At 65.2% G+C, this 26,858-nt stretch carries 25 protein-coding genes; 18 read left to right on the top strand and 7 right to left on the bottom strand.

The features are described 5' to 3' along the window. The first annotated feature begins 41 nt into the window (after positions 1-41). Both argF and O4H53_RS03180 read left to right on the top strand, forming a co-directional pair. Positions 42-947, top strand: a complete 906-nt coding sequence (gene argF / locus O4H53_RS03185) for an ornithine carbamoyltransferase (RefSeq protein WP_269361346.1) — start codon at positions 42-44, stop codon at positions 945-947. 7 nt (positions 948-954) lie between these two features. Then, complete coding sequence (locus O4H53_RS03180; RefSeq protein ID WP_269361344.1) at positions 955-1,998, top strand: 2-dehydropantoate 2-reductase; 1,044 nt, start codon at positions 955-957, stop codon at positions 1,996-1,998. 13 nt (positions 1,999-2,011) lie between these two features. On the opposite strand, the gene O4H53_RS03175 is transcribed toward O4H53_RS03180, so the two are convergent. Further along, complete coding sequence (locus O4H53_RS03175) at positions 2,012-3,493, bottom strand: inorganic phosphate transporter (RefSeq protein ID WP_269361343.1); 1,482 nt, start codon at positions 3,491-3,493, stop codon at positions 2,012-2,014. Positions 3,494-3,596: 103 nt separating this feature from the next. Continuing rightward, positions 3,597-4,055, bottom strand: coding sequence for an NUDIX hydrolase (locus O4H53_RS03170; RefSeq protein ID WP_269361341.1), 459 nt, complete (start codon positions 4,053-4,055; stop codon positions 3,597-3,599). 149 nt (positions 4,056-4,204) lie between these two features. Between O4H53_RS03170 and gndA the strand changes: the two genes are divergently transcribed. Next, complete coding sequence (gene gndA / locus O4H53_RS03165; protein ID WP_269361339.1) at positions 4,205-5,617, top strand: NADP-dependent phosphogluconate dehydrogenase; 1,413 nt, start codon at positions 4,205-4,207, stop codon at positions 5,615-5,617. Positions 5,618-5,687: 70 nt separating this feature from the next. Here the strand turns inward: gndA and truA are convergent, their stop codons facing one another. Further along, a complete protein-coding gene (gene truA, locus O4H53_RS03160) occupies positions 5,688-6,455 on the bottom strand; it encodes a tRNA pseudouridine(38-40) synthase TruA (RefSeq protein WP_269361337.1) in 768 nt (255 codons plus the stop codon). An 88-nt stretch (positions 6,456-6,543) separates the two neighbouring features. On the opposite strand from truA, the gene O4H53_RS03155 reads away from it, so the two are divergent. From O4H53_RS03155 to O4H53_RS03135, 5 genes are all read left to right on the top strand, one after another. Then, entirely contained in the window at positions 6,544-7,959 is a 1,416-nt protein-coding gene (locus tag O4H53_RS03155; RefSeq protein ID WP_269361336.1) for a YcjX family protein, read from the top strand. Continuing rightward, positions 7,956-8,399 (top strand): GNAT family N-acetyltransferase, encoded by a 444-nt coding sequence (locus O4H53_RS03150; protein WP_331284214.1) that lies wholly within the window; start codon positions 7,956-7,958, stop codon positions 8,397-8,399. The genes O4H53_RS03155 and O4H53_RS03150 overlap by 4 nt, the downstream gene beginning before the upstream one ends. After that, complete coding sequence (locus O4H53_RS03145) at positions 8,399-9,400, top strand: YcjF family protein (RefSeq protein ID WP_269361334.1); 1,002 nt, start codon at positions 8,399-8,401, stop codon at positions 9,398-9,400. Before O4H53_RS03150 ends, O4H53_RS03145 begins: the two co-directional genes overlap by 1 nt. A 408-nt stretch (positions 9,401-9,808) precedes the next feature. After that, positions 9,809-11,269: an efflux RND transporter periplasmic adaptor subunit gene (locus O4H53_RS03140; protein WP_269361332.1), complete on the top strand. Its 1,461-nt coding sequence runs from the start codon at positions 9,809-9,811 to the stop codon at positions 11,267-11,269. A 3-nt stretch (positions 11,270-11,272) separates the two neighbouring features. Then, on the top strand, positions 11,273-14,674 hold the full coding sequence (locus tag O4H53_RS03135) for an efflux RND transporter permease subunit (RefSeq protein ID WP_269361331.1): 3,402 nt from the start codon (positions 11,273-11,275) through the stop codon (positions 14,672-14,674). 114 nt (positions 14,675-14,788) lie between these two features. Here the strand turns inward: O4H53_RS03135 and O4H53_RS03130 are convergent, their stop codons facing one another. After that, the gene (locus O4H53_RS03130; RefSeq protein ID WP_269361330.1) at positions 14,789-15,598 is read right to left on the bottom strand and encodes a protein-disulfide reductase DsbD domain-containing protein; all 810 of its coding nucleotides are present in this window, start codon (positions 15,596-15,598) and stop codon (positions 14,789-14,791) included. A gap of 156 nt (positions 15,599-15,754) precedes the next feature. Here O4H53_RS03130 and O4H53_RS03125 point away from each other — a divergent pair, with 156 nt between their 5' ends. Further along, complete coding sequence (locus O4H53_RS03125) at positions 15,755-16,309, top strand: YqgE/AlgH family protein (RefSeq protein ID WP_269361328.1); 555 nt, start codon at positions 15,755-15,757, stop codon at positions 16,307-16,309. Between the two features lie 24 nt (positions 16,310-16,333). Here O4H53_RS03125 and O4H53_RS03120 read toward each other — a convergent pair whose 3' ends face one another. Beyond that, positions 16,334-17,275 (bottom strand): L-threonylcarbamoyladenylate synthase, encoded by a 942-nt coding sequence (locus O4H53_RS03120; protein ID WP_269361326.1) that lies wholly within the window; start codon positions 17,273-17,275, stop codon positions 16,334-16,336. 134 nt (positions 17,276-17,409) lie between these two features. On the opposite strand from O4H53_RS03120, the gene O4H53_RS03115 reads away from it, so the two are divergent. The 5 genes from O4H53_RS03115 to O4H53_RS03095 all read left to right on the top strand — a co-directional run bounded on the left by O4H53_RS03115 (position 17,410) and on the right by O4H53_RS03095 (position 21,526). Then, positions 17,410-19,107 (top strand): acyl-CoA dehydrogenase, encoded by a 1,698-nt coding sequence (locus O4H53_RS03115; RefSeq protein ID WP_269361324.1) that lies wholly within the window; start codon positions 17,410-17,412, stop codon positions 19,105-19,107. Continuing rightward, positions 19,107-20,159, top strand: coding sequence for an MBL fold metallo-hydrolase (locus tag O4H53_RS03110; protein WP_269361323.1), 1,053 nt, complete (start codon positions 19,107-19,109; stop codon positions 20,157-20,159). Before O4H53_RS03115 ends, O4H53_RS03110 begins: the two co-directional genes overlap by 1 nt. Before the next feature lie 2 nt (positions 20,160-20,161). Continuing rightward, a complete protein-coding gene (locus O4H53_RS03105) occupies positions 20,162-20,644 on the top strand; it encodes a DUF6173 family protein (protein WP_269361321.1) in 483 nt (160 codons plus the stop codon). A gap of 81 nt (positions 20,645-20,725) precedes the next feature. Continuing rightward, positions 20,726-20,860 carry an aa3-type cytochrome c oxidase subunit IV gene (locus O4H53_RS03100; protein WP_269361319.1) on the top strand — a complete coding sequence of 45 codons (135 nt, stop codon included), beginning with the start codon at positions 20,726-20,728 and terminating at the stop codon, positions 20,858-20,860. A 57-nt stretch (positions 20,861-20,917) separates the two neighbouring features. After that, on the top strand, positions 20,918-21,526 hold the full coding sequence (locus tag O4H53_RS03095) for a hypothetical protein (protein WP_114275211.1): 609 nt from the start codon (positions 20,918-20,920) through the stop codon (positions 21,524-21,526). Between the two features lie 3 nt (positions 21,527-21,529). Here the strand turns inward: O4H53_RS03095 and O4H53_RS03090 are convergent, their stop codons facing one another. Together O4H53_RS03090 and O4H53_RS03085 are read right to left on the bottom strand one after the other, a co-directional pair. Beyond that, positions 21,530-21,856 (bottom strand): AzlD domain-containing protein, encoded by a 327-nt coding sequence (locus tag O4H53_RS03090; protein ID WP_269361316.1) that lies wholly within the window; start codon positions 21,854-21,856, stop codon positions 21,530-21,532. Further along, on the bottom strand, positions 21,853-22,572 hold the full coding sequence (locus O4H53_RS03085) for an AzlC family ABC transporter permease (RefSeq protein ID WP_269361315.1): 720 nt from the start codon (positions 22,570-22,572) through the stop codon (positions 21,853-21,855). Before O4H53_RS03085 ends, O4H53_RS03090 begins: the two co-directional genes overlap by 4 nt. 54 nt (positions 22,573-22,626) lie before the next feature. On the opposite strand from O4H53_RS03085, the gene O4H53_RS03080 reads away from it, so the two are divergent. The 4 genes from O4H53_RS03080 to O4H53_RS03065 all read left to right on the top strand — a co-directional run bounded on the left by O4H53_RS03080 (position 22,627) and on the right by O4H53_RS03065 (position 26,828). After that, the gene (locus tag O4H53_RS03080; protein ID WP_269361313.1) at positions 22,627-23,508 is read left to right on the top strand and encodes a formate dehydrogenase accessory sulfurtransferase FdhD; all 882 of its coding nucleotides are present in this window, start codon (positions 22,627-22,629) and stop codon (positions 23,506-23,508) included. Between the two features lie 112 nt (positions 23,509-23,620). After that, the gene (mobA, locus tag O4H53_RS03075) at positions 23,621-24,223 is read left to right on the top strand and encodes a molybdenum cofactor guanylyltransferase MobA (protein ID WP_269361311.1); all 603 of its coding nucleotides are present in this window, start codon (positions 23,621-23,623) and stop codon (positions 24,221-24,223) included. Continuing rightward, positions 24,220-24,711, top strand: a complete 492-nt coding sequence (gene mobB, locus O4H53_RS03070) for a molybdopterin-guanine dinucleotide biosynthesis protein B (protein ID WP_114275207.1) — start codon at positions 24,220-24,222, stop codon at positions 24,709-24,711. Before mobA ends, mobB begins: the two co-directional genes overlap by 4 nt. Next, positions 24,708-26,828, top strand: a complete 2,121-nt coding sequence (locus tag O4H53_RS03065; protein WP_269361310.1) for a molybdenum cofactor synthesis domain-containing protein — start codon at positions 24,708-24,710, stop codon at positions 26,826-26,828. Before mobB ends, O4H53_RS03065 begins: the two co-directional genes overlap by 4 nt. Positions 26,829-26,858: the final 30 nt, after the last annotated feature.

Below are 26,858 nucleotides of genomic sequence, written 5' to 3'. Positions count from 1 at the left end.
CCGCCCGCCACGGGCGTGCGGTCGCCAAGTAAGAGACTGACATGACACACTTTCTCGACATCAACACAACCGATTCCGCCGATTTGCGGCAGATCATCGACAATGCCGCCGCGATGAAACAATCCCGCAACGGGCGGCCCAAGGGCGCGCCGGACGACACATTGCCGCTCAAGGACCACATGGTCGCCCTGATCTTTGAAAAACCCTCCACCCGGACCCGCGTGTCCTTTGACGTTGGGGTCCGTCAGATGGGCGGACAGACCATGGTGCTCTCGGGGGCCGACATGCAGCTGGGCCATGGCGAGACCATCGCGGACACCGCCCGCGTGCTGTCGCGCTATGTGGATCTGATCATGATCCGTACCTTCGAGGAACAGACCCTGCTGGACATGGCCGAATACGCCAGCGTGCCGGTGATCAACGGGCTGACCAACCGCAGCCATCCCTGTCAGATCATGGCCGATATCATGACCTTCGAGGAACACAACGGCCCGATCAAGGGCAAGCGCGTTGTCTGGTCGGGCGATGGCAACAATGTCTTTGCCAGCTTCGCCCATGCGGCCAAGCAGTTCGACTTTGATCTGGTCTTTACCGGCCCGCCACCGCTTGACCCGGAACCGGCGCTTGCCGGGCTCTATACGGTGGAACGCGATCCCAACAAGGCGGTCGAGGGCGCGGACCTTGTGGTGACGGACACCTGGGTCAGCATGCATGACCCCCAGTCGGCCCGCGAGCGCCGCCACAACCAGTTGCGCGGCTATCAGGTGAACGAGGCGCTGATGGCGCGGGCCAAGGAGGATGCCCTGTTCATGCATTGCCTGCCCGCCCACCGCGAGGATGAAGCGACCAGCGCCGTCATGGACGGGCCGCATTCGGTGATCTTCGACGAGGCCGAGAACCGCCTGCACGCGCAAAAGGCCATCATGCGCCACTGTCTGGGCCGATAGGACCGCAATGCGCGCAGACCCCAATATCGTCATAGCCGGTGCGGGTGCCATCGGCTGTTTCGTAGGTGGGGTGCTGGCGGCGGCGGGGGCACAGGTGACCTTGCTGCTCCGGCCAAGGGTCGCGGCGGAGATACATACCCACGGGCTGACCCTGACGGATTTCGACGGCATGGCGCAGAAGGTCAGCGGCGACAGGATGACCCTGTCGGAAGACCCTGCCTGCCTCGCCGATGCCGATCTGATCCTTGTGACGGTCAAATCGGGCAGCACCGCGCAGATCGCGCGGCTGATCGACCGGCATGCGCCCGCGAAATGCCCGGTGGTGAGCCTTCAGAACGGGGTGACCAATGTCGTGACGCTGCAGCGCCTCCTGCCGGGCCGCGACCTGCGCGGCGGGATGGTGCCATTCAACGTGGTCCCGATGGGGCAGGGCGGCTATCACCGCGCGACCAGCGGCGATATCGTCATCGGTGCCGGGCCGGACGATCTGGGGGCCTTGCTCAGCGTGCCTTACCTGCGGGTCAGGGAAAGCCGCGATATCGACGCGGTGCAATGGGGCAAGTTCCTGATCAACCTCAACAATGCGCTGAATGCGCTCAGCGGCCTGCCGCTGAAGGCGCAGCTGCACGACAGGGGCTGGCGGCGGCTGATGGCCGATCAATGGGCCGAGGCGCTGGCGGTGCTGCGCGCCAAGGGGATTTCGCCTGCCTCGACAACGCCGGTTTCCGTCGGTGCCGTCCCCTGGATCTTTCGGTTGCCCACGCCGCTTTTTACGCGGGTGGCCGCACAGATGCTGACGATCGACGATCAGGCCCGCGCCTCCATGTCCTATGACCTGATGGCACATCGCCCGACAGAGATCGACGCGCTGCAGGGCGAGCTTATCCGCATGGGCGCGGAAATGGGGCGCAGGACACCGGTTGCACGATTGGTGGCCGAACTGATCGAGACGGCTGAAATCGCAGGTCAGGGCCTGCCCAACCTGCCCGCCGCCGCATTGCGGGCCGAGTTGAAACGCACCGCTGCGCGGCCCCTGGATCAGCAGGCCTGATCCCGGGCGGCAGTCAGTTCGTCACGACGTTCAAAACCAGGAAAATCAGCGCCGAGATCGTTGCCGCCGCCGGTACGGTGATCACCCAGGCCGCGACGATGGTCATGAAATGCGACCGGCGCACCAGCTTGCGGCGGCGGCGTTCCTCTGGCGCGATCCTTTTGACGGTGCCGACAGTGACATCCGGTCTGCGCAACCGCCGCTCCATATGCCATTCGCGGTAGAAGCCGACACCGAAGACCCCGCCGACAGCGATATGCGTCGAACTGACCGGCAGACCCAGCCAGGAGGCGATGATTACCGTGATGGCGGCAGAGAGCGCCACGCAATAGGCGCGCATCGGGTTCAGTTTGGTGATCTGGCTGCCGACCATGCGGATCAGTTTGGGCCCGAACAGGAACAACCCGAAAGAGATGCCGAAAGCGCCGATCACCATGACCCAATGCGGGATGCTGACCTTGGCTTCGAAGCCGCCGAATTCACTGGCATGCACGATGGCCGCCAGGGGCCCGACCGCATTGGCCACGTCATTGGCCCCATGGGCAAAGCTGAGCAGCGCCGCCGAAAAGACCAGCGGCAGGCCAAAGAGCAGTTTGACGGATTTGTTGCGGTTCTCCATCCCTTCCGACTTGCGCCGGATCCGCGGCGCGGAAATGGCATAGGTGGCCAGACCCACCAGAACGCCGATGATCAGCGCAGTGGACATGCCGATGGTGACGACCTTGTTCAAACCCTTGAGCGCGAGATAGGTGGCAAAGACGCCGGCCATGAGCCCGACCAGCACCGGCACCCAGGTCCGCGAGGCGGCGATCTTGTCCTCCTGGTAGAGGATGCGCGCCTTGATGAAGGCCAGGAAGCCTGCCGCCACGACACCCCCCAGCACCGGCGAGATGACCCAGCTTGCCGCGATCATGCCCATGGAGGGCCAGTTCACCACAGACATCCCTGCCGCTGCGATACCGGCCCCCATGACCCCGCCCACAACCGAATGGGTGGTCGAGACGGGTGCCCCGACCCAGGTGGCCAGATTGACCCAGAGGGCAGAGGAAATGAGCGCCGCCATCATCGCCCAGATGAAAATCCGCGTGTCCGCGATGGAAGCAGGGTCGATGATGCCTTTGGAAATGGTTGAGACCACGTCGCCCCCCGCCAGCAGGGCGCCCGCGCTTTCGCACAGGGCCGCGATCAGGATGGCCCCGCCCATGGTCAGGGCATTCGCCCCGACCGCCGGACCCATGTTGTTGGCAACGTCATTTGCCCCGATGTTGACCGCCATGTAGGCGCCAAAGACGGCGGCGGCGATCACCACGAAGTTCTGCGGGGTCTGACCGAAAAATATGGAGGCCATCACGCCGGCCAGCACCATGAAGGCCAGCGCGATCCCGGTGGCGACCAGGGGCCGCGACACATAGGCCGTGGCCTGTTCGACCTGCGAAATCCGATTAAGGTCGGTATCCAGCGTCTTCCATTGGCTGCCCTTCGGTCGGCTGCTCATACCTGTTGTCTCCCCCGGTGACATGTCTATGGGTTCCACCGGTTGGCACAGCGGGCCTTCGCGCGCAAGTGTGCTGTGGGATCACGGGGGGTCGTCAGGCGCTTCAGAGGGCGCGCAGCATGTCCTGCAGGTCAGGTTCCTCGACCAGCTCGGCGGCCCGTTCGGGGGTGAACCAGGCGCGCTTGCGCACATCCGCCTCCGGATAATCCTCGCCCAGTTCCTTGACTCGCGTCAGATAGACCTGCGCCTCGACCGGGATGGTCAGACCTTCGGTCATGCCCTTGGCATAATAGTAAAATCCCACAGGATCGCTTTCGATCTCGGCCTTGCGCACGCCGGCCTCTTCCCAGGCTTCCTGCAGGGCGGCACCGGGGCCGTCCAGCCCGTCGATCGGCCAGCCCTTGGGCACGATCCAGCGGCCCGTGTCGCGGCTGGTGATCAGCAGCACGCGCTTGCCCTCCGCTGTGTCGCGATAGCACAGGGCCGCGACCTGCAAACGCTTGGGGCGTTTCAGAATAGGAAGGACCATCTCGGTCCAGGCGAGGCGAAAGGCGTGTATCATCTGGTTTGCCTGTTAATTTCTTATTAATATCATCGTCTTGTATCTGCCTGTGGATAACTTATTCCCCGCCGAAAGGCAAATCCAATCTGTTGGCTTGCACCTTGCGGGTCCAGCGACCACTCTGCGGACAAACAATTGAGGGAGCAATCATGACCGCCACTGCAGATATAGGTGTTTTCGGTTTGGGGACAATGGGTTCCGCTCTGGCATTGAATTTGGCAGAGAGCGGATTCACCGTTGCGGTGTCCAACCGGGAGGCGGAATGGATCGACCCGTTCCTGGTGGAAGCGGGGCCGCTGGCCGACCGCCTGGTCGGCACCCCGGCACTGGCCGGTTTCGTCGCGGCGCTTGCCACCCCCCGGTCGATCCTGTTCATGATCCCGTCGGGCGCGCCGATGGATGCGATGATTGCCGAGATCGCACCCCTGCTGGACCCGGGCGATACCATTATCGACGGCGGAAATGCCGATTTCAACGACACCCGCAGACGCGCGGCTGCGCTGAAGGACAAGGGGCTGCATTTCGTCGGCATGGGCGTATCGGGCGGCGAGGAGGGCGCGCGTCACGGCCCTTCGATGATGGTGGGCGGCACCGGTCATTCCTGGACCCAGTTGCAACCGATGCTGGAGGCAATTGCCGCGAGATTCGAGGGCGAGCCCTGCGTTGCGCATCTGGGGCCCGACGGGGCGGGCCATTTCGTCAAGACCGTTCACAACGGCATCGAATATGCCGATATGCAAATGATTGCAGAAGTTTACGGGCTGTTGCGCGACGGTGCCGGACAAACGGCGCAGAGCATCGGCAGGCTCTTTGAGGGCTGGCGCGAGGGGCCGCTGCAATCCTACCTGATGGATGTATCCGCGACCGTGCTGTCCTCCACCGACAGGGAGACGGGGCAGCCGATGGTCGATGTGATCCGCGATCAGGCGGGTCAAAAGGGCACCGGCCGCTGGACCCTGATCGAGGCCCTGAGGATGGGGCAATCGGCCAGCACCATCGAGGCGGCGGTGGGCGCGCGCGGCTGGTCCTCGGAAAAGGACATGCGCGCGGCGGCGGAGCCGATGCTGGCAGCGGGTGCGCTGGACGCGCAGATGCCCCCTGAGAGGGACCTGGAGCTGGCGCTGCTGGCGGGGCGCATCCTGTCACATGCGCAGGGATTCCGCATCCTGTCGGCGGCTTCCGGGGAATTCGGCTGGCAGCTGGATCTGGCCCGGATTTCAGAGATCTGGCGGGCCGGCTGCATCATCCGCTCCGCCTTGCTGGATGACCTTGCGTCAGCCTTTCGCGGGGAGCTGCCTCACGGCCACCTGATCCTGGCCCCCGCAATCCGCACCCAGTTGCAGGAAGCGATCCCGGCATTGCGGCGGGTGCTGGTGGCGGCGGTCTCCATGGGCGTGGCGCTGCCTGCGCTCTCTGCGGGGCTGGCGTGGTACGATACGATGCGCCGGGCGCGGGGGACCGCAAACCTGATACAGGCGCAGCGGGATTTCTTCGGGCATCACGGGTTCGGGCGGCTGGACATGGCCGGAAACCACCATGGTACATGGGATGAGCCGAGCTGAACAACCCCGCGCAAGATGACGATTTTTTTGAAAAAATCGGCCCAGACTTTTTGAAAAGTCTGGCACCGCCTCAGGCGAAGGGATCGTCCGGATAGCCGACATGCGCGAGGTAGAGCCCCTGTGGCGGGCAGACCGGACCGCAGGCCGCCCGGTCGCGGGCATCGAGTGCCTTTTGCATGTCCTGCGGCTGCCATGATCCGGTGCCGACCCGCTCCAGCGAGCCGACAAAGCTGCGGACCTGATTGTGCAGGAACGACCGTGCGCGCACATCGAAATGGTATTCCACGCCGCCGGGTGCCTCAACCTGGGCAATGGTCAGGTGATCCAGCGTCTTGACCGGGCTGTCCGCCTGACAAACGGTTGAACGAAAGGTGGTAAAGTCGTGCTTTCCAAGCAGAATCCCCGCCGCCTCCCGCATGGCCTCAAGGTCCAGCCGGTGTTTGATCTGCCAGACCAGACCGGCGCTGTGCACGGCAGGTGCGCGGCGCGACAGGATGCGGAAAAGATACCGCCGTTCCAGCGCTGAAAAGCGCGCGTGAAAATCATCCGGCACGGCCTTGCAATCAAGGATCGCGACGGGCTGCGGCTTGAGGTGATAGTTCAGCGCTTCCGACAGGCGAAACGGGTCCCAGTCATCCGCCATGTCGCAATGGGCCACCTGCGCCAGCGCATGCACGCCCGCATCGGTGCGTCCGGCGGCGACAATGTTGTGGGTGCGCGGTTCCAGCCGGGCCAGGGCCGCTTCGATCGCGCCCTGAACCGAGGACAGGTTCGTCTGCCTTTGCCAGCCAACGAAGGGCGCGCCGTGGTATTCGATTTTCAGGGCATATCGGGGCATGGCCGCGCTTTAGCGGGGCGGTGGCCATCTGGCAATCCCTGCGTCGCGACCCTATGTTACACCCAGCAACGAAGGGACGGGCAAGGCATTGGTCATCGGGCGGATCGCGGACGGCATCTGGCGTCAGGTCGAAAATGTGCAGGACGCGGTGTCGGAGACGTTCATGGAGCCCGTAATCCGGCTGGGCGTGACCGGGCTGGCGCGGTCCGGCAAGACGGTCTTTATCACCTCGCTGGTGGCGAACCTGCTGGACCGTGGCCGCATGCCCGGTCTGGTTGCCGCGCGGGAGGGGCGGATTCAGGCCGCGTTCCTGCAGCCCCAGCCCGACGACACCGTGCCGCGTTTCGAATATGAATCCCATCTGGCCGCGCTGACCGGCCCTGCGCCCCATTGGCCCGACAGCACCCGCGCGATTTCCGAATTGCGCCTGTCGCTGAAGGTGCGGCCCACCGGTTTGCTGGCAGGTTTGCAGGGGCCGCGCACCATCCATCTGGATATTGTCGATTACCCCGGCGAATGGCTGCTGGATCTGGGGCTGATGGAGCGCAGTTTCGAAGATTGGTCGCGCGAGACCCTGGAGCGGATCGCGGCGCGGCCTTCGGCTGCCGAATTCATGGCGCGCGCGCGCAACGTCGATCCCGAGGGCAAACATGACGAGCCGCTGGCGCAGGAGCTTGCCCGGCTTTTTGGCGATTATCTGGTTCAGGCCCGCGCGGCGGGGTTTTCCGACTGCACGCCGGGGCGGTTTCTGCTGCCTGGCGATCTTGCGGGCAGCCCCGTGCTTACCTTTGCCCCGATTCCGGTTGAGGGGGCGTCTTCGCGCGGTTCGCTTCACCGCGAGATGGCGCGCCGGTTCGAGGCTTACAAATCCCGCGTGGTGCGGCCGTTTTTCCGGGATCATTTTGCGCGCATCGACCGCCAGATCGTTCTGGTGGATGCGCTGGGTGCGATCCATCAGGGGCCACAGGCGGTGGAGGACCTGCGCGGCGCCATAGGCGAGACGTTGGGCGCCTTCAGGCCCGGCCGCAACCGGTTCCTGAGCAGCCTGCTGGGTGGCAAGCGGGTGGAGAAGATCCTCTTTGCCGCCACCAAGGCCGATCATCTGCATCACAGCCAGCATCCCAAACTGACCGCGATCATGGAGGCGCTGACCCGCGAGGCGCGGGACCGGGCGCAATATGCAGGTGCGGGGACCGCCGCCATGGCCATCGCTTCGCTGCGGGCCACGACCGAAGACATGATGAAACATCAGGGCGAAGATCTGGGCGTGGTGCGCGGCACCCTGCTGGAGACCGGCAAGGAGGCGGCATTCTATCCCGGTGACCTGCCTTCGGACCCCGCACATCTGCTGACGCCTGCGCGCAGCGGGGCGGAAAGCTGGCTGGATCAGGACTACCAGATCATGCGGTTTGCACCGGCCCCGCTGGCGTTGCGTCCCGGCGACGGGCCGCCGCATATCCGGCTGGACCGGGCGGCGGAATTCCTGTTCGGGGACCGGCTGTGATCCGGCTGCGCGCGGCACGGCCCGTCGATGCGGGGGCGGTGGGGATGATCCTGTCCGAATTCGTGGACACGACCCCCTGGATGCCCCGCATCCACAGCCGGGCGCAGGATCTGGCCCATGCGGCGGATATGATCGACCTTGGCTGGGTGACCCTGGCCGTGGGGGTGGATGAGGTTCTGGGCTTTGCCGCGCGCGACGCTGCCCAACTGCATGCGCTATATGTCGCGCGGGCGGCACGGGGACAGGGTGTTGGCAGCGATCTGCTGCGGCAGGCACAGGCCGCGGCACCGGCGCTGACGCTCTGGACCTTTCAGGCCAATACCGGCGCGCAGCGGTTCTACCTGCGGCATGGGTTCCGTGAAGCGTTGCGGACACAGGGCGAGGCCAATGACGAGGGCCTGCCCGACATTCGCTATGACTGGCAACAGGAGGCAAGGTGATGGCCAGGGGCCCGGTTCTGTTTGAACTCGACGAAGACGCGGCACCGCGCCCGCAGGTGGCCGAAGCGCCGCCGGTGCCGGATCTGTCGGACCCGGCGCCAAAGGGGCAGGCGATGCAGATCGCTGCCCAGCTTGCCGCGCGGCGCCCCTCGTTGTTGGTGCGGCTGTTCTGGTGGCTGGCAACGGCGCTGGTGGGGGCTGCGGTCTCCATCGCGGCGTGGAGTTTCATCACCGGGTTGATGGCGCAATATCCGCTGCTGGGCTGGGCGATGACGGTGCTGGTCGCGGCCTTCCTTTTGGTCCTGTCGCTGCTTTGCCTGCGCGAAATGGCTGCCTTTGGCCGTCTGGCCCGGCTCGACGGGCTGCGCCATGATGCGGCACAGGCGCTGGCGCAGGCTGATCTGGGGGCCGCGCGGGCCGTCACAGACCGGATGGTCGCGCTCTACAAGGGCCGCGAGGACACCCGCTGGGGCCGGGACAGGCTGGCGGAACTGCGGGGGGACCAGCTGGATGCACAGGGTCTGCTGGCACTGACCGAGGCCGAACTGCTTGGCCCGCTCGACCTTGCCGCCAGCCGCGAGGTCGAGGCGGCGGCGCGGCAGGTGGCGACGGTGACGGCGCTGGTGCCGCTGGCGCTGGCCGATGTGGCCGCGGCGCTGACATCGAACCTGCGGATGATCCGCCGGATTGCGGAAATCTACGGCGGCCGCTCGGGTTTTTTCGGCTCATGGCGGCTGACCCGTGCGGTGCTGTCGCATCTTGTGGCGACGGGTGCGGTGGCCGTGGGCGACGACATGCTGGAACCGATCCTGGGCGGATCGCTGCTGGGCAAGCTCAGCCGGCGCTTTGGCGAGGGGCTGGTCAACGGGGCGCTGACCGCGCGCGTCGGTGTGGCAGCGATGGAGGTGTGCCGCCCCTTGCCCTTTACCCCGTCGAAACGCCCCAGGGTGCGGAGCATCATCAAACGTGCCCTTGGCGGGCTGTTCGGCAAGCAAGGCTGATCTGCCCGGTTTATTTGTGGTTGTATGAGGTCGCGCGAAGATGGCTTTTACCTCATCGCTGACCCGGAACGGGACAACGGGCAGGCGATGGCCCGGCGCCTTCGGCTTGTTCCGGGCCTGGGTGCTTTTCATCGACGGCAGTAAATTCCGCACTGCCGACGCTGACGCCCTCGTCACCAAAGGGCCGGTCCGGGCCAGAGATACTTGTCGTTCGGGTCAGAATTGCAGGATGCGGCCCGTTGATGCGATTCAGAAAATCGGATGTACCGGATCAAGGCTGCGCGACATTCTACCTGGTGGCAGCGACGGAAAGGTTTCGCAGCTGCGTATCAGGGGTGTGAATTGTATTTTTCGACTGCGAACTAGGGTATAGCTCTCTCGTCTCAGTCATTTTCGGATCGGATCTGCATGCGGTTTCTCAGACAGAGTATGATCGGCCTTTTCCTCGCGGCGGCGACGCTGGGGCTTTTGGTGTTTGCCGTCTATCTGGTCGGCAGTGCGCTGCAGGAACGTCTTGCGCAGGAACCCCGGACACCGCCCGCGCGCGAACGGGTGTTTTCCGTCAATGTGATGCTGGCCGAGGCGACGGACATCGCTCCGGTGCTGGAAACCTTCGGCGCGCTGCAAAGCCGCCGTCTGCTGGAACTGCGCGCCGCTGTCGGCGGGCGGGTCGTTGAACTGGCGGAAGATTTCGAGGATGGCGGCGCGGTCGAGGCCGGGCAGGTACTGGTGCGGCTTGACCCCAGCGATGCGCAGGCGGCGGTGGACCGGGCTGCCAGCGATATCGCCGATGCGCAGGCCGAACAGCGCGATGCGGAACGGGCGCTGGTGCTGGCACGGGATTCTCTCACTGCTGCCGAAGAGCAGGCCGCCCTGCGCGACCGTGCCTTTGACCGGCAACAGGATCTGGGGGAGCGGGGCGTCAGCACCGCCACCGCAACGGAAACCGCCGAACTGGCCGCATCGACCGCCCGGCTGGCGGTGATCTCCTCCCGGCAGGCGGTTGCAGCGGCCGAGGCGCGGGTGGATCAATCCGCGACCAGCCTGCAACGGGCAAGGATCGCCCTGGCAGAGGCAGAGCGCCGTCTGGACGACACGACGATCGAAGCGCCGTTTTCCGGCACGCTTTCGGCCACTTCCGTGGTGGTGGGGCGCCTGGCCTCTGCCAATGAGCAGCTGGCCCAGTTGATCGACCCCGATGATCTGGAGGTGTCGTTTCGCTTGTCCACGGCGCAATATGCCCGCCTGCTGGACGATGAGGGCCGGTTGATCCGCAGCGATGTCACCGTGACGCTGGATGTGGCCGGTGTCGACCTGGAGGCGCGGGGCCGCATCAGCCGGGCCAGTGCCGCTGCGGGCGAGGGGGCGACGGGGCGTCTGATCTTTGCCGCGCTGGAGAATGCCGCCGGGTTCAAGACCGGCGATTTCGTCACCGTCCGGGTGGCAGAGCCGGTGCTGCAGAACGTGGTGAAATTGCCCGCTTCCGCGCTGGATGCCGGTGACAGCGTGCTGGTGCTGGGCGACGGCAACAGGCTGGAACAGGTGCCGGTGGAATTGCTGCGCCGCCAGGGTGACGACGTGCTGGTCAGGGGGCCGGTCGAGGGCCGCCAGGTCGTGAGCGAACGCTCGCCCCTGCTGGGTGCAGGCATTGCCGTCAAACCCCTTGACCGGGCATTGCCGCAACCACAGCCGGATGAGGCGGCGGATATGCTGGAGCTGAGTGAAGAGCGCCGCGCGCGATTGGTGGCCTTTGTCGAGGCCAGCAGCGCGATGCCGCAGGAGGCAAAGGAACGGGTCTTGGCACGGCTGTCGGAACCGCGTGTCCCTGCCGGCATGGTGGCGCGGCTGGAAAGCCGGATGGGGGGCTAGGGTATGGCCCGCGCGATCACGGGCAAGGCCGGGGGGCTGCTGTCCTACTTCGTGCGGCACCGCACGGCAGCGAACCTTCTGCTGGTCCTGCTGCTGGTTGCGGGGGCCGCTGCCGCGCCGAACATGCGCGCGCAGTTCTTCCCCGATGTGATTGTCGACAACGTCACTGTCACCACGGTCTGGGACGGGGCGGGAGCCGAGGATGTGGATGCCGCAATCGTGCAGGTGCTGGAACCGGCGCTGCTGGCGGTTGAGGGTGTCGAAAGCTCCGAAAGCACGTCGCATGAAGGGCGCGGGACTGTCGCGCTGGATTTCGAGCCGGGCTGGGACATGGCGCGCGCGGCCACGGACGTTCAGACGGCGGTGGACGCCATCACCACCCTGCCGGAGGAGGCGGAAGACCCCAATGTCCGGCGCGGGGCCTGGCGCGACCGGGTGACAGATGTGGTCATCACCGGCCCCATTGCCCCCGAACAGCTGGGCCGGTTTGCCGATGAATTCGTGACCCGGCTGTTCGCCCGTGGTGTCACCCGCACGTCGATCCAGGGGATCGCGGCACCACAGACGCTGGTCGAGGTGCCTTCCGCCAAGCTGATCGCCTTTGACATATCCATGGCCGATATTGCCGCTGCCATCGCCTCCGAAGTCGATGCGGACCCGGCAGGGGATGTCACCGGGGCCAATGCAAGGGTCCGCACCGGCACCGCCAAACGCAGCGCACAGGAGATTTCGGGGATCGTCCTGCGTTCCAACGCCGATGGCTCCAAGCTGACCATCGGTGACCTGGCGACCGTGCGCAGCGAAGGGGTGGACCGGATGCAATCCTACTTCGTCGGTGCCAATCCCGCCGTTTCGGTCCGGGTGGACCGCTCTGACGGGGGTGATGCCATCGGCATCCAGGCCACGGTCGAGGAGGTGGCGGCAGAGCTGTCGGCCAGCCTGCCCGCAAATGTCACCGTCGAATTGATCCGCACCCGGGCGGAGGCGATCACCGGGCGGCTGGACCTGCTGATCGACAATGGTCTTATGGGGCTGGGGCTGGTCGTGCTGCTGCTGTTCCTGTTCCTGAACGCGCGCACCGCCTTCTGGGTGGCGGCTGGCATTCCGGTGGCGATGGGGGCGGCCATCGCGCTGATGTATGCAGGCGGGCTCACCTTCAACATGATCTCGCTTTTCGGGCTGATCATCACGCTGGGCATCGTGGTCGACGATGCCATCGTGGTGGGCGAATATGCCGATCAGCGCTACCGGGCCGGGGAAAGTGCCTTGCAAGCGGCGGAGAATGCCGCGCGGCGGATGGCGATGCCGGTTTTTGCCGCCACCCTGACGACCATCATCGCCTTTTACGGGCTGGTTGTTGTCGGGGGCCGGTTCGGTGACCTGATCCAGGATATCCCCTTTACCGTGATTGCCGTTCTGGCCGCGTCGCTGGTTGAATGTTTCCTGATCCTGCCCAACCACATGGCACATGCGATGCGCGCGGCGGCCAGGGAACATTGGTACGATCTGCCCAGCCGGGTGGTGAACCGCGGGTTCGAGTTCATGCGCGACCGGCTCTTCCGCCCCTTCATGGCCGGGGTGATCGCCGCCCGCTATGTCGTGCTGGCGGGTGTGGTCGTGGTGCTGGCGTCGCAGATCACGCTGTTTATCAACGGATCGGTGCAATGGCGGTTCTTCAATTCGCCGGAGCAGGGCTCCGTGTCGGGCAGTTTTGCCATGGCAGAGGGGGCCAGCCGCGCCGACACGATGGAGATGATGCGCGAGATGCAGCGCGCGACCGAAGCCCTGGGTGCGGAATATGAGGCGCGCTACGGGGCCAATCCGCTGGACTATGTGATGGCACAGATCGGCGGCACCTCGGGGCGCGGCCTGGCAGGGGCGGATAACAAGGATGCGGATCTGCTGGGCGGCATCTCCATCGAATTGATCGACGCCGATCTGCGCCCCTATTCCAGCTTTGCCTTCGTGGGAGAATTGCAGGACCGGGTGGTGAACCATCCGCTGGCTGAAACCGTCAGCTTTCGCGGCTGGCGGTCAGGACCGGGCGGCGATGCGCTGGACGTGCAATTCTACGGGGCCAGTACCGAAAGGCTCAAGGCTGCGGCGGAAGACCTGAAGAATGCATTGCGACGCTATCCCGAGGTCAGCGCGGTCGAGGACAACCTGGCCTATGACAAGGAAGAGCTGATCCTCGATCTGACCCCGCAGGGGCAGGCGCTGGGCTTTACCATCGATACGCTGGGGCGGGTGCTGCGCAATCGCCTGGCCGGGATCGAAGCGGCGACCTATCCCGATGGTCCGCGCTCTGCCGCGATCCGGGTGGAACTGACCGAGGGCGAGCTGACGGCGGATTTTCTGGACCGGACCCAGATGCGCACGCCGGAGGGGCTTTATGTGCCGCTGGCCGATATCGTCAGCGTGGCGCGGCGGACCGGTTTCAGCACGGTGCGGCGCGAGAACGGGATCAGGCTGATCTCGGTGACCGGCGATATCTCGGAAGACGATGCTGCCCGCGCGACAGAGATCCAGCAGGCCCTGCAGGAGGTCATCCTGCCGCGCATCGCCTCGGAACAGCAGGTCGAGTTCCGCCTGTCCGGGCTGAGCGAACAGGAAAGCGAATTCCTCAGCGACGCGCTGACCGGGCTGATTCTGGTTCTGACGGGCATCTACCTGGTATTGGCATGGATCTTTGGCAGCTGGACCCGGCCCCTGGTGGTGATGGCGATCATCCCCTTCGGGCTGGTCGGGGCGATCTATGGCCACGCGCTGTGGGATGTGCCGCTGAGCATGTTCACGGTGGTAGGGCTGCTGGGCATGACGGGGATCATCATCAATGATTCCATCGTGCTGGTGACGACCATCGACGAATATGCCGAAACGCGGGGGCTGGTCCCCTCGATCATCGACGGCGCGGCAGATCGGCTGCGGCCCGTGATGCTGACCACGCTGACCACGGTGCTGGGCATGGCGCCGCTGCTTTATGAGCAAAGCCAGCAGGCGCAGTTTCTCAAGCCCACGGTGATCACGCTGGTCTATGGGCTGGGCTTTGGCATGTTGCTGGTGCTTCTTGTGGTGCCCGCATTGGTGGCGGCCCAGCAGGATGTGGCGTTGCAGGTGACCGCGATGCGGCGCGGCCTGCGGGCGCCGCTGCGCAGCCTGCGGCTGGGGATGATCGCGCTTTGGCTGCTGGTGCTGGCCTGGGGTGGTCTGACGCTGGGCTGGGCGGTCTGGCAGGGCAGCGTGCAGCCGACGGTTGCCGGGCTGGTTCCCTTTGCCATGGGCGGGATCCAGGGTGCGCTGCTGTTGTTCGTGATCGGGGCCGGGGTGATTGCGCTGGCAGGTTACGTCACCGGCGCGCTTTATTTCGCCCTGTCGGGCAGGCGGGCGAAGGCGGCCGCCAGCTGACCTCAGACACCTTTAGCGTCCCGCCTTTAACCTGATACACTCCGTATCGCCGATGTCCCGAGAGCGCGAAGCGCGGCAGGTTATCGGCGATTCAAGTTGAATCCAAGGCGCGCTTTAGCCGGGTGTGCAGCCGCGGATTTCTATGGCCTGATTGTCGCCCAATACGGTGATGGTGATGGCCGATCTGTCGATTGCCATTGTGCCCCCCGACATCGCGGACAATGCGCCCCTTGCCGTCAGCGTTCCGCCGGACCTTGTGCTGTCCATCTCGCCCGCCCAGAGGCCGGGCTGGCCGGGTTCGATCACCACCAGTTCGCTTTTGCCGGCGCGGGGCATATCCAGCCGCGTCTCGATCTCAAGCCCGTTTGCCGTTGGCCGCAAGCTGCAGGTGGCGGAACGGACGCCGGCCTCCGACCCCGAATAGGCGCGTGCGGCGAGGGCCGCTGCAATGGCCGGTGTCGGCCTGCTGTCCGTGCCGTCCAGCATGGCAGAGACTTCCAGTTGCTGCGGCACGCAGATGTCGCTGCAAACGCCGAAATCCAGGGTTGCCGTCAGGCGCATCGGCTTGCCGGCGTTGCGCGGGGCAAGGGTGATCGGCAGCACCAGCTCGTCCTTGTAGCCGATGGTACGTACCCCGCCTTCGTGGAATACTTTCGGTGCCGGCCAGGTGATGCCGACGCCGCGCAGATTGTCCGACTGCGACCAGTCGAATTGCGGTGGGATGCCGGCATCGCCGGGCGCGCGCCAGTAGGTCTTCCAGCCCGGTGCCAGTTTGAACCTGATCGCCGCGACGCGGCTGCCGTCCGCCTTGACCCATCCGGGCAGGATTTCCGCTGTAACGGGCGTGCCGATTCCGGTCTGGGCGAGCCCCGGCAAGGCGGTTGCCAGACAAAGGGCCAGCGCGGATGCAAGATGTTTGATCATGCCCTTTCAATGGCCCAAGCGCGCGCCCCTGCCAAGTCACGTTTGCATCATCCATGTTTCGGGCAAGGTCACCGACATTTGATCCACCCCTTGCCACAGCCTGCCTGCTTGGGCATCGTAAAGGCTGAAATCACCTGTAATGACATGCCGTAGCCGATGAACCTGACCGGAAAACTTCTTGTTGCGATGCCCGGCATGGGCGACCCCCGCTTTGCCCATGCGGTGATTTTTGTCGCCGATCATTCGGAAAAGGGGGCGATGGGGCTGATCGTCAACAAGCCCGCGGCGGACATGGCGCTGTCCGATGTGCTGGACCAGATCGAGACCCCCACAGCCCCGGCGCAGTTCGACCTGCGGGTGCATATCGGCGGGCCGGTGGAGACCGGTCGCGGTTTCGTGCTGCATTCGCCGGAATACCGCTCTGCCATGCAGACCATGAACATCGCAGGTGCTTTTGCCGTGACGGCGACGCTTGATGTGCTTGAGGACATCGCCGCAGGCAAGGGGCCCGAAAAGGCGCAGTTGATGCTGGGTTATTCCGGTTGGGGGCCTGACCAGCTGGAGGGCGAGATTGCCCAGAATGGCTGGCTGACCTGCGAGGCAACGCAAGAAACGGTGTTCGACCTGCCGGACGAGCGTAAATGGTCCGCGGCGCTGAAATCGCTGGGTGTCGATCCCCTGGGCCTGTCGGCGACGGCAGGCAGGGCCTGACCCCGGGATTTCTTCCGCAATCTCTTAACGTGGGGCGGCGGCGCGGCGCAGCCTGTCGTTGATGGCACGGCCCAGCCCGTGATCGGGGATCGGAGCCACCGCGATGGGGCGGTTCATGGCGTCTAGCTGGTGCAAATGGTCAAACAGATGGCTTGCCGCCGCCACCAGATCACCGGTCGGGGAGAGGTTCAGCACCCCGTCCACCGGGCCGAACCCCAGCAGCACCTCTTCGGCCTCTGCCGATGTGGCATTCAGCCGGACCCGCGCGCGCGGCGCGTAGTGGGAGGCAAGCTGCCCCGGCGCAATCACCTCTGCGCCGCTCACAACCGACAGCGGCCGGCCAAGGGCCGCTTCCACGGCCTCCTGCGGCAGCCCGCCTGCGCGCAGCAGGGTGGGGGCCGGGCCATCCAGGCCGATGATGGTACTTTCCAGACCCACCGTGCAGGGGCCATCGTCCAGCACCGCTGCGATGCGCCCCGACAAACCGGCCAAGACATGTGCAGCCGTGGTCGGGCTGATCCGACCCGATGGATTGGCCGAAGGGGCCGCCACCGGGCCGCCGAAAGCCTCCAGCAGCGCATGGGCTGCGGGATGGGCAGGCACCCGCAGGGCCACCGTGTCCAGGCCCGCGGTCACCAGCGTTGAAAGCCCGTGACCGGGTTTCAGCGGCAGGACCAGCGTCAGCGGTCCCGGCCAGAATGCGGTTGCCAGGATTTCCGCCATGTCGGACCATTGCACATAGCTGCGGGCCAGTCCGGCATCCGCCAGATGGGCGATCAGCGGATTGAAACCGGGCCGGCCCTTGGCCGCATAGACCCGCGCCACGGCATCCCCGTCACGCGCATCCGCGCCCAGCCCATAGACCGTCTCGGTCGGGAAGGCGACCAACTGCCCGGAGGACAGAAGTGCTGCGGCCCTGGCGATGCCGTCCGTGTCGAATTGCAGGATCTCTGACTGATCGGCCATGGGTGCTGATGACGCTGCGTTTTGGGTTGCGGGGCAGGGTGCCGCGCTTCATGTTGACGGCACTACGGACCTGCCCATAGCAGGGTGGGGACGGGGTTGCCAAGCCGCTGCGCCCCAGTCGGGAGAGGATAGACATGCCATACCAAGCTGCCACAGATGAATTTGCCTTTCTGATCGAACACATCCTGGACACGGAGGCCCTGCGCGCCACAGCGCGTTTTGCGGAGGCGACAGAGGATGTCACCCGTGCCATCCTCTCCGAGGCGGGCAAGATGTGCGACGCCGTGCTGGCACCGCTGCAGCGCCCCGGCGACCTGCATCCGGCCAGGCTTGAAAACGGGGTCGTGCGCACCTCACCCGGCTTTGCCGAGGGGTTTCGCGCCATCGCGGAGGGGGGCTGGATCGGCATAACGGCGGACCCGGAGCATGGCGGCATGGGCCTGCCGATGACATTGAACACCGCCGTGAACGAGATGATGAGCGGCGCCTGCCTGTCGCTGCAACTGGCCCCGCTGATGAGCCAGGGCCAGATCGAGGCGCTGGAGCATCATGCCTCTGACGCACTCAAGGCACTTTACCTGCCCAAGCTGATCTCGGGCGAATGGACCGGCACGATGAACCTGACCGAACCGCAGGCCGGTTCGGACGTGGGCGCGCTGTCGACCAGGGCCGAGGACAAGGGCGACGGCACCTATGCGATCACCGGGCAGAAGATCTACATCTCCTGGGGTGACAACGACTTTGCCGAGAACGTCTGCCACCTGGTGCTGGCGCGTCTGCCCGGCGCCCCTGCGGGGACCAAGGGGATCAGCCTGTTTCTGGTGCCGAAGTTCCTGCCGGATGCCGATGGCAACCCGGGCAGGCGCAATGATCTGAAGGTCGTCAGCCTGGAGCACAAGCTGGGCCTGCATGGCTCGCCCACTGCCGTGATGGAATACGCCGGTGCCACCGGCTGGATGGTGGGGCCGGAACAGGGCGGCATGGCCGCGATGTTCACCATGATGAACAACGCGCGTCTGGGTGTCGGCGGGCAGGGCGTGGGCGTGGCGGAAGGTGCCTATCAGCACGCGCTGGCCTATGCGCAGGAACGCAGGCAGGGCGGCAAGGGTACGATCATCGACCATGCCGATGTGCGCCGGATGCTGGCGACCATGAAGGCCGACATCTATGTCGCGCGGGCCATCGCCATGTCCTGTGCCCATGCCATCGACATGACCAATGCCACCGGCGACGCCGCCTGGAAGGCGCGGGCAGCGCTGCTGACCCCGATTGCCAAGGCCTTTGGCACCGACGTGGGCAACGAGGTTGCCCAGACCGGCGTGCAGGTCCACGGCGGCATGGGCTTTGTCGAGGAAACCGGTGCCGCGCAATTCGCCCGCGACGTGCGGGTCACCGCGATCTACGAGGGCACCAACGGCATTCAGGCGATGGATCTGGTGGGCCGCAAGATGATGGACGGCGGCGATGCGGCGGGCGCGCTGCTGGACGAGATGGAAGCGGATATCGAACGGGCGCGCGACAGCTTTCCCAACATGGCCGATGCGGTCTGGCAGGCCTGCGAAAGCCTGCGCGAGGCGACCGACTGGCTGGTGGCGCAGGATGACATGCAGGCGCGCTTTGCCGGGGCTGTGCCCTATCTGCGGGCCTTTGCGCGGGTGCTGGGGGGGCATCTGCACCTCAAGGCCGCCATGGCCGACAAGGGCGGGCCGCGCGAACGCCTTGCGCGGTTCTATATCCAGCGGATCATGCCGGAATATGGCGGGCTGCTGACCCATGCCCAGGCGGGCGCGGCCGATCTCTTTGCCGTCACAGCCGACGATCTGGTGGCGTAATGGCTGATATTGCACCCGCCGGCCTGCGCTATCCCTGGGAGACGCCGCCCGAACATGGCACCGCCGCGATCGAGGTTGCGCCCGGCGTGCTCTGGCTTCGGATGCCGCTGCCGATGAAGCTGGATCACGTGAACATCTATGCGCTGGATGAAGGTGACAGCTGGACCATCATCGACACCGGGTTTTCGTCGAAGAAATCCAAGGCGATCTGGGCAGAGGCATTGGCGGGCCCGCTGGGGGGCAAACCTGTCAGCCGGGTGGTGGTAACGCATCACCACCCCGATCACGTGGGCCTCGCCGGATGGTTCCAGACCGAACACGGCGCCGAGCTGGTGACCACGCGTACCGCCTGGCTGACGGCGCGGATGCTGACCCTCGACACGCAGGAAGTGGCCCCGGCTGAAACGCTGAGCTTTTACCGCCAGTCGGGCATGCACAGCGAGCTGCTGGAGAAACGGAGCAACGACCGGCCCTTCAACTTTGCCGATGTGGTCGACCCGATGCCGCTGGGCTACACCCGGATCAGGCAGGACGACACCATTGTCATGGGCGGGCGCACCTGGGATGTGCACATCGGCAATGGCCATGCCCCGGAGCATGCGACCTTCTGGAGCAGGGATGACAACCTGGTGATCGCAGGGGATCAGATATTGCCCTCCATCAGCCCGAATGTCGGTGTCTATGCAACCGAGCCGATGGCGGATCCGATTGGCGAATGGCTTGAGGCCTGCGAGCGGCTGGCCCCGCTGGCGCGGGCCGATCATCTGGTGCTGGGTGGACACAAACTGCCCTTTACCGGCCTGCCCAAGCGGATGGAGCAACTGATCGAGAATCATCACGGCGCATTGAAACGTCTGATGGATTACATCGCGACCCCCAGATCCGCGTCGGAATGTTTCCCGCCGCTGTTCAAGCGCAAGATCGGCGAGGGCGAATATGGCCTCGCCCTGGTTGAAGCCGTTGCCCATCTGAGCCACCTATACCAGACAGGCCACGCCACCCGCGCGCTGCGGCAGCAGGACGGGGCCTGGGTGTACCAGAGCAAGGTGTGAACATGGACAACGAGATCAAGACCGCCGCCGAAGCCTATGAGGCCGACGCGCTGCCGCGCCGCTATGAGGTTCACATGGACCCCGAGACGGCCCGCGCGCAGGACCAGCCGGTGCCCGGTGCGGTCAGCGGTCAGCCCATGGAGCAGAAATCACCGGCCCAATGGGCCTATGAGCGCATTGTCCTTTATCTCAAGAAATTCGAAGAGCAGCTGGACAGCGATCACGAGGTCGCGATGGGCTTTACCGGGGCTGATGCCGGGGTGCTGCGGATCGTGGGCATGGGCTATTTCGATCCCGATATCATCACCTTTTACGGCGCCGATCCGGTGGGCGGAAGAATGCAGCATATCCAGCATGTCAGCCAGTTGAACGTGATCCTGCGGGCGCTGCCGAAAGCGGTCGAGGATGCCGAACCCAACCGGATCGGCTTCCGGCTGGTCCAGGACCTGGAGAATGATGCGGACAACAGCGCCGCGACAACCTGACCCTGAGCCACTATGGGGTCGTGACAGGACGGTTTGAATAGGGTAGTCAGCCGCAAACATTGAAACGAGGGACCGATTGATATGGCCGATCACGAACATGGCAGCATGGACATCAAGGTGCAGGAACAGACCTTTGCATCTTTCATGTCCTTTGTGACCCGCACCGGAATCATCATTCTGCTGCTGCTGGTGCTGATGGCGATCTTCATCCGCTGAAGCGCTGCGGCATCCGGTGATGCCAGGCATATGTGACCAGTATCGGAGATTTCTTTAGTGAAACGCCTGTTGACCGGCCTTGTTTGCGCCGCCCTTCTTGCCGGTTGCGCGGCTGACACAAGCCCCGACAGCCCGCCGGAAGCAGTGGCCGCGGCCGCCTATCAGGCGCCGGGCCCCAAGAAAATCACCGTCTTCACGATGATCAACAACCGCACCGGCAAGGGCGGTCATACCGCCTTGCTGGTCAATGGCTCCCAGCAGGTCATCTTCGACCCGGCGGGGTCATTCCGCGACGAACGCGTCGTCGAACGCGGCGATGTGCTTTATGGCATGACACCGTCCTGGATCCAGGCCTATAAATCCGCCCATGCGCGTGAGACATTTCATGTGGTCACCCAGGAAATGATCGTGACACCCGAGCAGGCGGAAACCGCCCTGCGGCTGGTCCAGGCGAATGGCGCTGTGCCCGGTGCCTATTGCGCCAATGCCACCACCTCCCTGCTCAAGAAGGTTCCGGGCTTTGGTGACATCGAAACCACCTTCTACCCTGCGCAGTTCATGGAACAGATTGCAAAACGCCCCGGTGTGACCACAACCCGCTACTTCGAAGATGACGAAGGCCATGTGACCGACGCGGTCAAGGCGGGCATTGTCGTCGCGGATTAACCGCTACCCCAGCAGATAGAGCAGACCGTACAGCGTTGCCGCTCCTGAGAGGATGGCACCGATGACATTCTTGGTCAGAACGCCCACCGCCAGCGTGACCGTCGCTGCCGCCAGCCGTGCGGGGTCGAACTCGCCCCCGGTTGCATTCGGCCAGAGGACCTGGGGTGCCACCAGGGCAGGCAATACGGCAACAGCGGTGTAACGCAGGTGCCGCAGCAACCATTCCGGCATCGCCCGGTTGCCGACCAGCCCGGTAAAGACGAATCGCAAGAAGAAGCTGCCCAGCCCCAGCCCGATGATCACGATCCAGAGTGTTGTCTTGTCGATCATGTCGGACCTCCCGCGCGGCGCTTCATCCGGCGCTCGACCTCTGCGCCTGCCATCATGCCGATCAAGCCGGCGACGATGACGCCCAGCGAATAGGGTATGCCGGTCGCGAACAGGCTGACGACAACAGCGACAAAGGCCGCAACCACATGGGCCAGCGTGCGGAACATCGGCGCGATCATCGCGAGAAATGTAATCGGAATCGCAAAATCAAGCGCCAGGCCGTCCGGCACCCGGGCGCCAAGGTAGGCACCGATGAAGGTAAAGAAATACCACAGCGGCACGATCGGCGTGACCGCCCCAAAGAAATATCCCATCCGCTGCGGGATCGTCATCTTTGGCGCCTTTTCGTATTGGGCCATCGCGATGACATAGGATTGATCGACTGTCAGATAGGCCGCCAGCGCGCGCTGCCACAGCGGCGCGCCCCCGATCCAGGGGGTAAGAGAGGCGGAATACATCGCCATGCGCAGATTCACCGCAAGGGCAGAGCACAGGACGATCACCGTCGGGGCCTGTTCCTGCATCAGCTGCAGGGCGGTGAACTGCGCGGCCCCGGCAATGACCACCACGGAAAAGGACAGCGCCTCGATCACCGAAAGACCGGCTTCGGTGGCCAGCAGGCCAAAGAGCGCGGCAAAGGGAATGATCACCAGAATGAAGGGGGCACCGTCGGCGATGCCCTTCAGATAGGCGGATTTGGTGGTGGTGATGGTCATGGGATACCCCTAGATTATGCAGACAGGGGTAACCTGTTACAAAAGGGGATACAATTGGCCCAGAACCCGGATTTGTCTGATTTCCTGATCGCGCCCGATCCTGCGGCGGATCGTTTGACACGGGCGGTGCGCGGCACGGACCAGAACGGGGTCGAGACCGACATCCGCGTGGTGGAGGAGCGCCCGCTGACCATCTACCTCAACCGTCAGGAGATCGTCACCGCGATGACCATCGGGGATTATCCCAAGTATCTGGCGCTGGGATTCCTGCGCAATCAGCAGATGCTGCGCTTGGGCGATGAGATCACCGGCGTGGATTATGACGAAGAGCTGGAAACCGTGGTGGTCCGCACCGCTGTCGAAACCGATTTCGAAGACAAGATGCGCCGCAAGACGCGGACGTCGGGCTGTGCGGTCGGCACCGTCTTTGGTGACATGATGGAGGGGCTGGACCAGGTACATCTGCCGCAGACGCCGGTGACGACCTCTGCACTTTATGCGCTTTCCGCCCGGATCAACCGGACGCCCAGCCTGTACCTCACGGCGGGTGCGATCCATGGCACCGTGTTGTGCCAGGGGCAGCGCGCACTGGTCTATATGGAGGATGTCGGGCGCCACAATGCGGTGGACAAGATTGCGGGCTGGATGCTGTCCGAGGGCGTCGATGGGGCGGACAAGATACTTTACACCACCGGCAGGCTGACCTCCGAAATGGTGATCAAGACGGCGATGATGGGCATCCCGGTGCTGGTGTCACGCTCGGGCTTTACCGCCTGGGGCGTGGAGATTGCGCGGCAGGTCGGGCTGACCCTGATCGGGCGGCTTAAGGGGCGGCGGTTCATCTGCCTGAGCGGTGCGGAACGTCTGGTGCGGGATGTGGATCCGGAAACTGTGGCCGATGAGCCGAGGCGCTCCGGGCGGAAGGCCGCATCATGACCGAGAGCTACGCATTGCACTTTGCGGGCATGCTGGTCCCCGGCGGTGGCGTCGGAGCGATGCTGGTGGCGAAGGGTGTGAGGGATGTGGTCCGGTGGCATGAGGCTGCGACATGAAGCAACCTCTCGGCGTGATCCTGGCAGGCGGACAAGCCACGCGCATGGGTGGCGGCGACAAGGGGTTGTTGCGGCTGGGCGGGCAGAGCGTGCTGGACCGGGTGATCGGGCGGCTGTCGCCGCAGGTCGCTGATCTGGCGCTGAATGCCAATGGCGATGCAGCCCGCTTTGCGGCGCTTGGGCTGCCGGTTCTGCCCGACAGTATCGACGGTTTCGCAGGCCCCCTGGCGGGGGTTCTGGCCGGGCTGGACTGGGCGGCGGAACGGGGGGCGGATACGATCGTGACCGCCGCCGCCGACACGCCGTTCTTTCCCTGCGATCTGGTTCCGCAGCTGTTGCTGGCAAGCGAGGGGATGGCGCAGCCGCTGGTGCTGGCCGCGACGCCTGATCCTGAGCGGGGCCATGCGCGGCACCCGACTTTTGGCTTATGGCCTGTGGGGTTACGCGACGATCTTCGTGCATCACTTCAAGACGGCATGCGCAAGGTTGTGCAGTGGACAGCGCGCCACGACGGGCGCGAAGCGTTGTTCCCGGATGAGGCGGCGTTCTTTAACATCAATACGCCCGAAGACCTGCAGCGGGCCGAGGCAATGTTATGAAGTTATACGGCGTTGTCGGGTGGAAGAACGCGGGCAAGACCGGGTTGATGGAACGGCTGGTAACCGAAATCACCGGGCGGGGCCTGCGCGTCTCCACGGTCAAGCACGCGCACCATTCCTTCGACGTGGACCACGAAGGCAAGGACAGCCACCGTCACCGTGTTGCAGGCGCGACCGAGGTGATGCTGGCATCGCGCAACCGCTTTGCACTGATGCATGAGCTGCGCGCCGAGGCGGAACCGACGCTGGAAGCGCTGCTGGCGCGGTTGTCGCCGGTCGATCTGGTGCTGATCGAAGGCTACAAGCGCGATGCTCATCCCAAGGTGGAGGCGCATCGCGCCGAAACGGGCAACCCCCTGATCGCGCCGGAGGATCCGACCGTGCGGGCAGTGGCCAGCGATGTGCCGCTCGACCTCGACCGGCCGGTCTTTGACCTCAATGACACAAGCGCCATCGCCGATTTCATCCTGGCCGAGGTCGGGCTGTGACGGCGTTCGATACATTTGCCGTTGTCGACTGGTCCGCTGGAAAGCGCGCCCCGGCACATCCGTCAAAGGATGCGATCTGGATCGGGGTCAACCGCGCAGGGGTGGAGCAGGCACCGCTTTACTGTCGCAGCAGGCAGGAGGCGGAAGGCCACTTGCGCGCATTGATTGCGCAGGAGGTGGCGGCGGGGCGGCGGCTGTTGCTGGGGTTCGACTTCCCCTTTGGCTATCCAAAGGGGTTTGCCCGGAAGGTTGTCGGCAACAAGGGCACGCTGGCCCTGTGGGACTGGTTCGAGAGCCAGATCAGCGAGGATGCCTCGGGCGACAACAACCGTTATGAGGTGGCCGAGCGCCTGAACGCGCTTTTCAGCGGCCCCGGCCCCTTCTGGGGGAAATCGCACCGCGACAGATGGCCCGGCGTGCCCTATCGCAAGCAGGGCGTCCGCTTCGATGAAGTCGCCGAAAGGCGTGTCACGGACATCGTGGCAAATGCCGCTTCCTCCTGTTTCCAGATGGCTTTCCCCCCGACGGTGGGCGGGCAGGTCATGATGGGGCTGCCGGTGCTGGCGCGGCTGCGCAGGGCCTGCGGCGCGCGCGCCTGGCCGCTGGAGGATATCAGCGGCGCGGCTGTTGTCCTGGCGGAAATCTGGCCCGGTCTGGTGGAACAGGCGGTGCGGGGTGCGATGCAGGCACGGGGGGCCGATGCCATCCGGGACCGCGAACAGGTGCGGCTGCTGGCCAATGCGCTGGCCAAATTGCCGCCCGACCGGCTGGCGGCGGATATGGCGGATCTGCCGGATGAGGCGGGCGAGGAGGCCTGGATACTGGGCGCGCGGATACGCGATGAGCTGATCGCGGCGGCGCAGGCAGGCACTGCACCGCCGCCCCTGCGCAACGATTGTTTTGCCTTGCCGCCGGGGGTGCATTGGACCCCGGTGGAGGAGGCCCTGGCGCATCTGAAAGCGCGGATGCAGGTGGTCACACCGCTGCAGATTGTTCCCCTTGATCAGGCGATGCACCGGGTTGCCGCAGCGGATGTTGCCGCCTTGCGGGCGAACCCGCCGCTGCCCAATACGGCCGTGGATGGCTATGGTTTCGCAGGCGCGCGTGGCGCAGGCAGCCATCGCCTGACCCTGGCCAAAGGGCGTGCAGCGGCAGGGGACCGCCCCGGCGTGGTGGCCGAGGGGCAGGCGATCCGCGTGTTGACGGGGGCGGCCCTTCCGCAGGGGGTCGATACCGTTGTCCTGCAAGAGGACGTGGTGCTTGACGGTGCAGAGGTGACTTTTCAGGGGCCGGTCAAGGCAGGGTCCAACACGCGCAGGGCGGGTGAGGATGTGCAGGCGGGTGATCCGGTCCTGCGCGCGGGTCGGCGCATCACCGCCCCCGACCTGGCCCTTTTGGCGGCTACGGGAAATGCCGAAGTTGCGGTGCGGGCCGCGCTGCGGGTCGGTGTGCTGTCAACGGGTGATGAACTGGTCGCTGCGGGAAATCCGGCCTCCGACGGGCAGATCTTCGATGCGAACCGCCCGATGCTGCTGGCCATGTTGCAGCGCTTTGGCCATCAGCCGGTCGATCTGGGGCAGGTGGGTGACGACAGGGCGGCGCTGCGCGGGGTGCTCGATGATGCGGCGGGGCAGGTGGATGTGATCCTGACCAGCGGCGGCGCCTCTGCCGGGGATGAGGATCACGTCTCGGCCCTGCTGGAAGAGGCGGGGGCGATGGGGCTGTGGCGCATCGCTGTCAAGCCGGGGCGTCCGCTGGCCCTGGGCATGTGGCAGGGCAAACCGGTCTTTGGCCTGCCGGGCAACCCGGTTGCGGCTTTGGTCTGTACCCTGATCTTTGCGCGGCCCGCGCTGGCGGTCCTGGCCGGGGAAAGCTGGCCGGTGCCCCAGGGTTTCGACGTGCCCGCCGGATTCACCAAGCGCAAGAAGGCGGGGCGCCGGGAATATCTGCGGGCGCGCATGCGGGACGGGCGGGCCGAGGTCTTTGCCTCCGAAGGGTCGGGGCGGATCAGCGGGTTAAGCTGGGCGGAAGGGCTGGTGGAACTGCCCGAACCGGTGGCAGAGGTGGCGCCGGGGGACATGGTGCGGTTCATTCCTTACGGGAGTTTCGGGATGTAGGGGTAACCCAGCGATCAAACCCTGTTCAAG

Origin of the sequence: Sulfitobacter sp. G21635-S1 (genome assembly GCF_027213915.1) — a bacterium.
Taxonomy (GTDB): Bacteria; Pseudomonadota; Alphaproteobacteria; order Rhodobacterales; family Rhodobacteraceae; genus Sulfitobacter.
The sequence above is the reverse complement of the archived record's forward strand: the minus strand, read 5'-3'. Positions and strand labels throughout refer to the sequence as shown.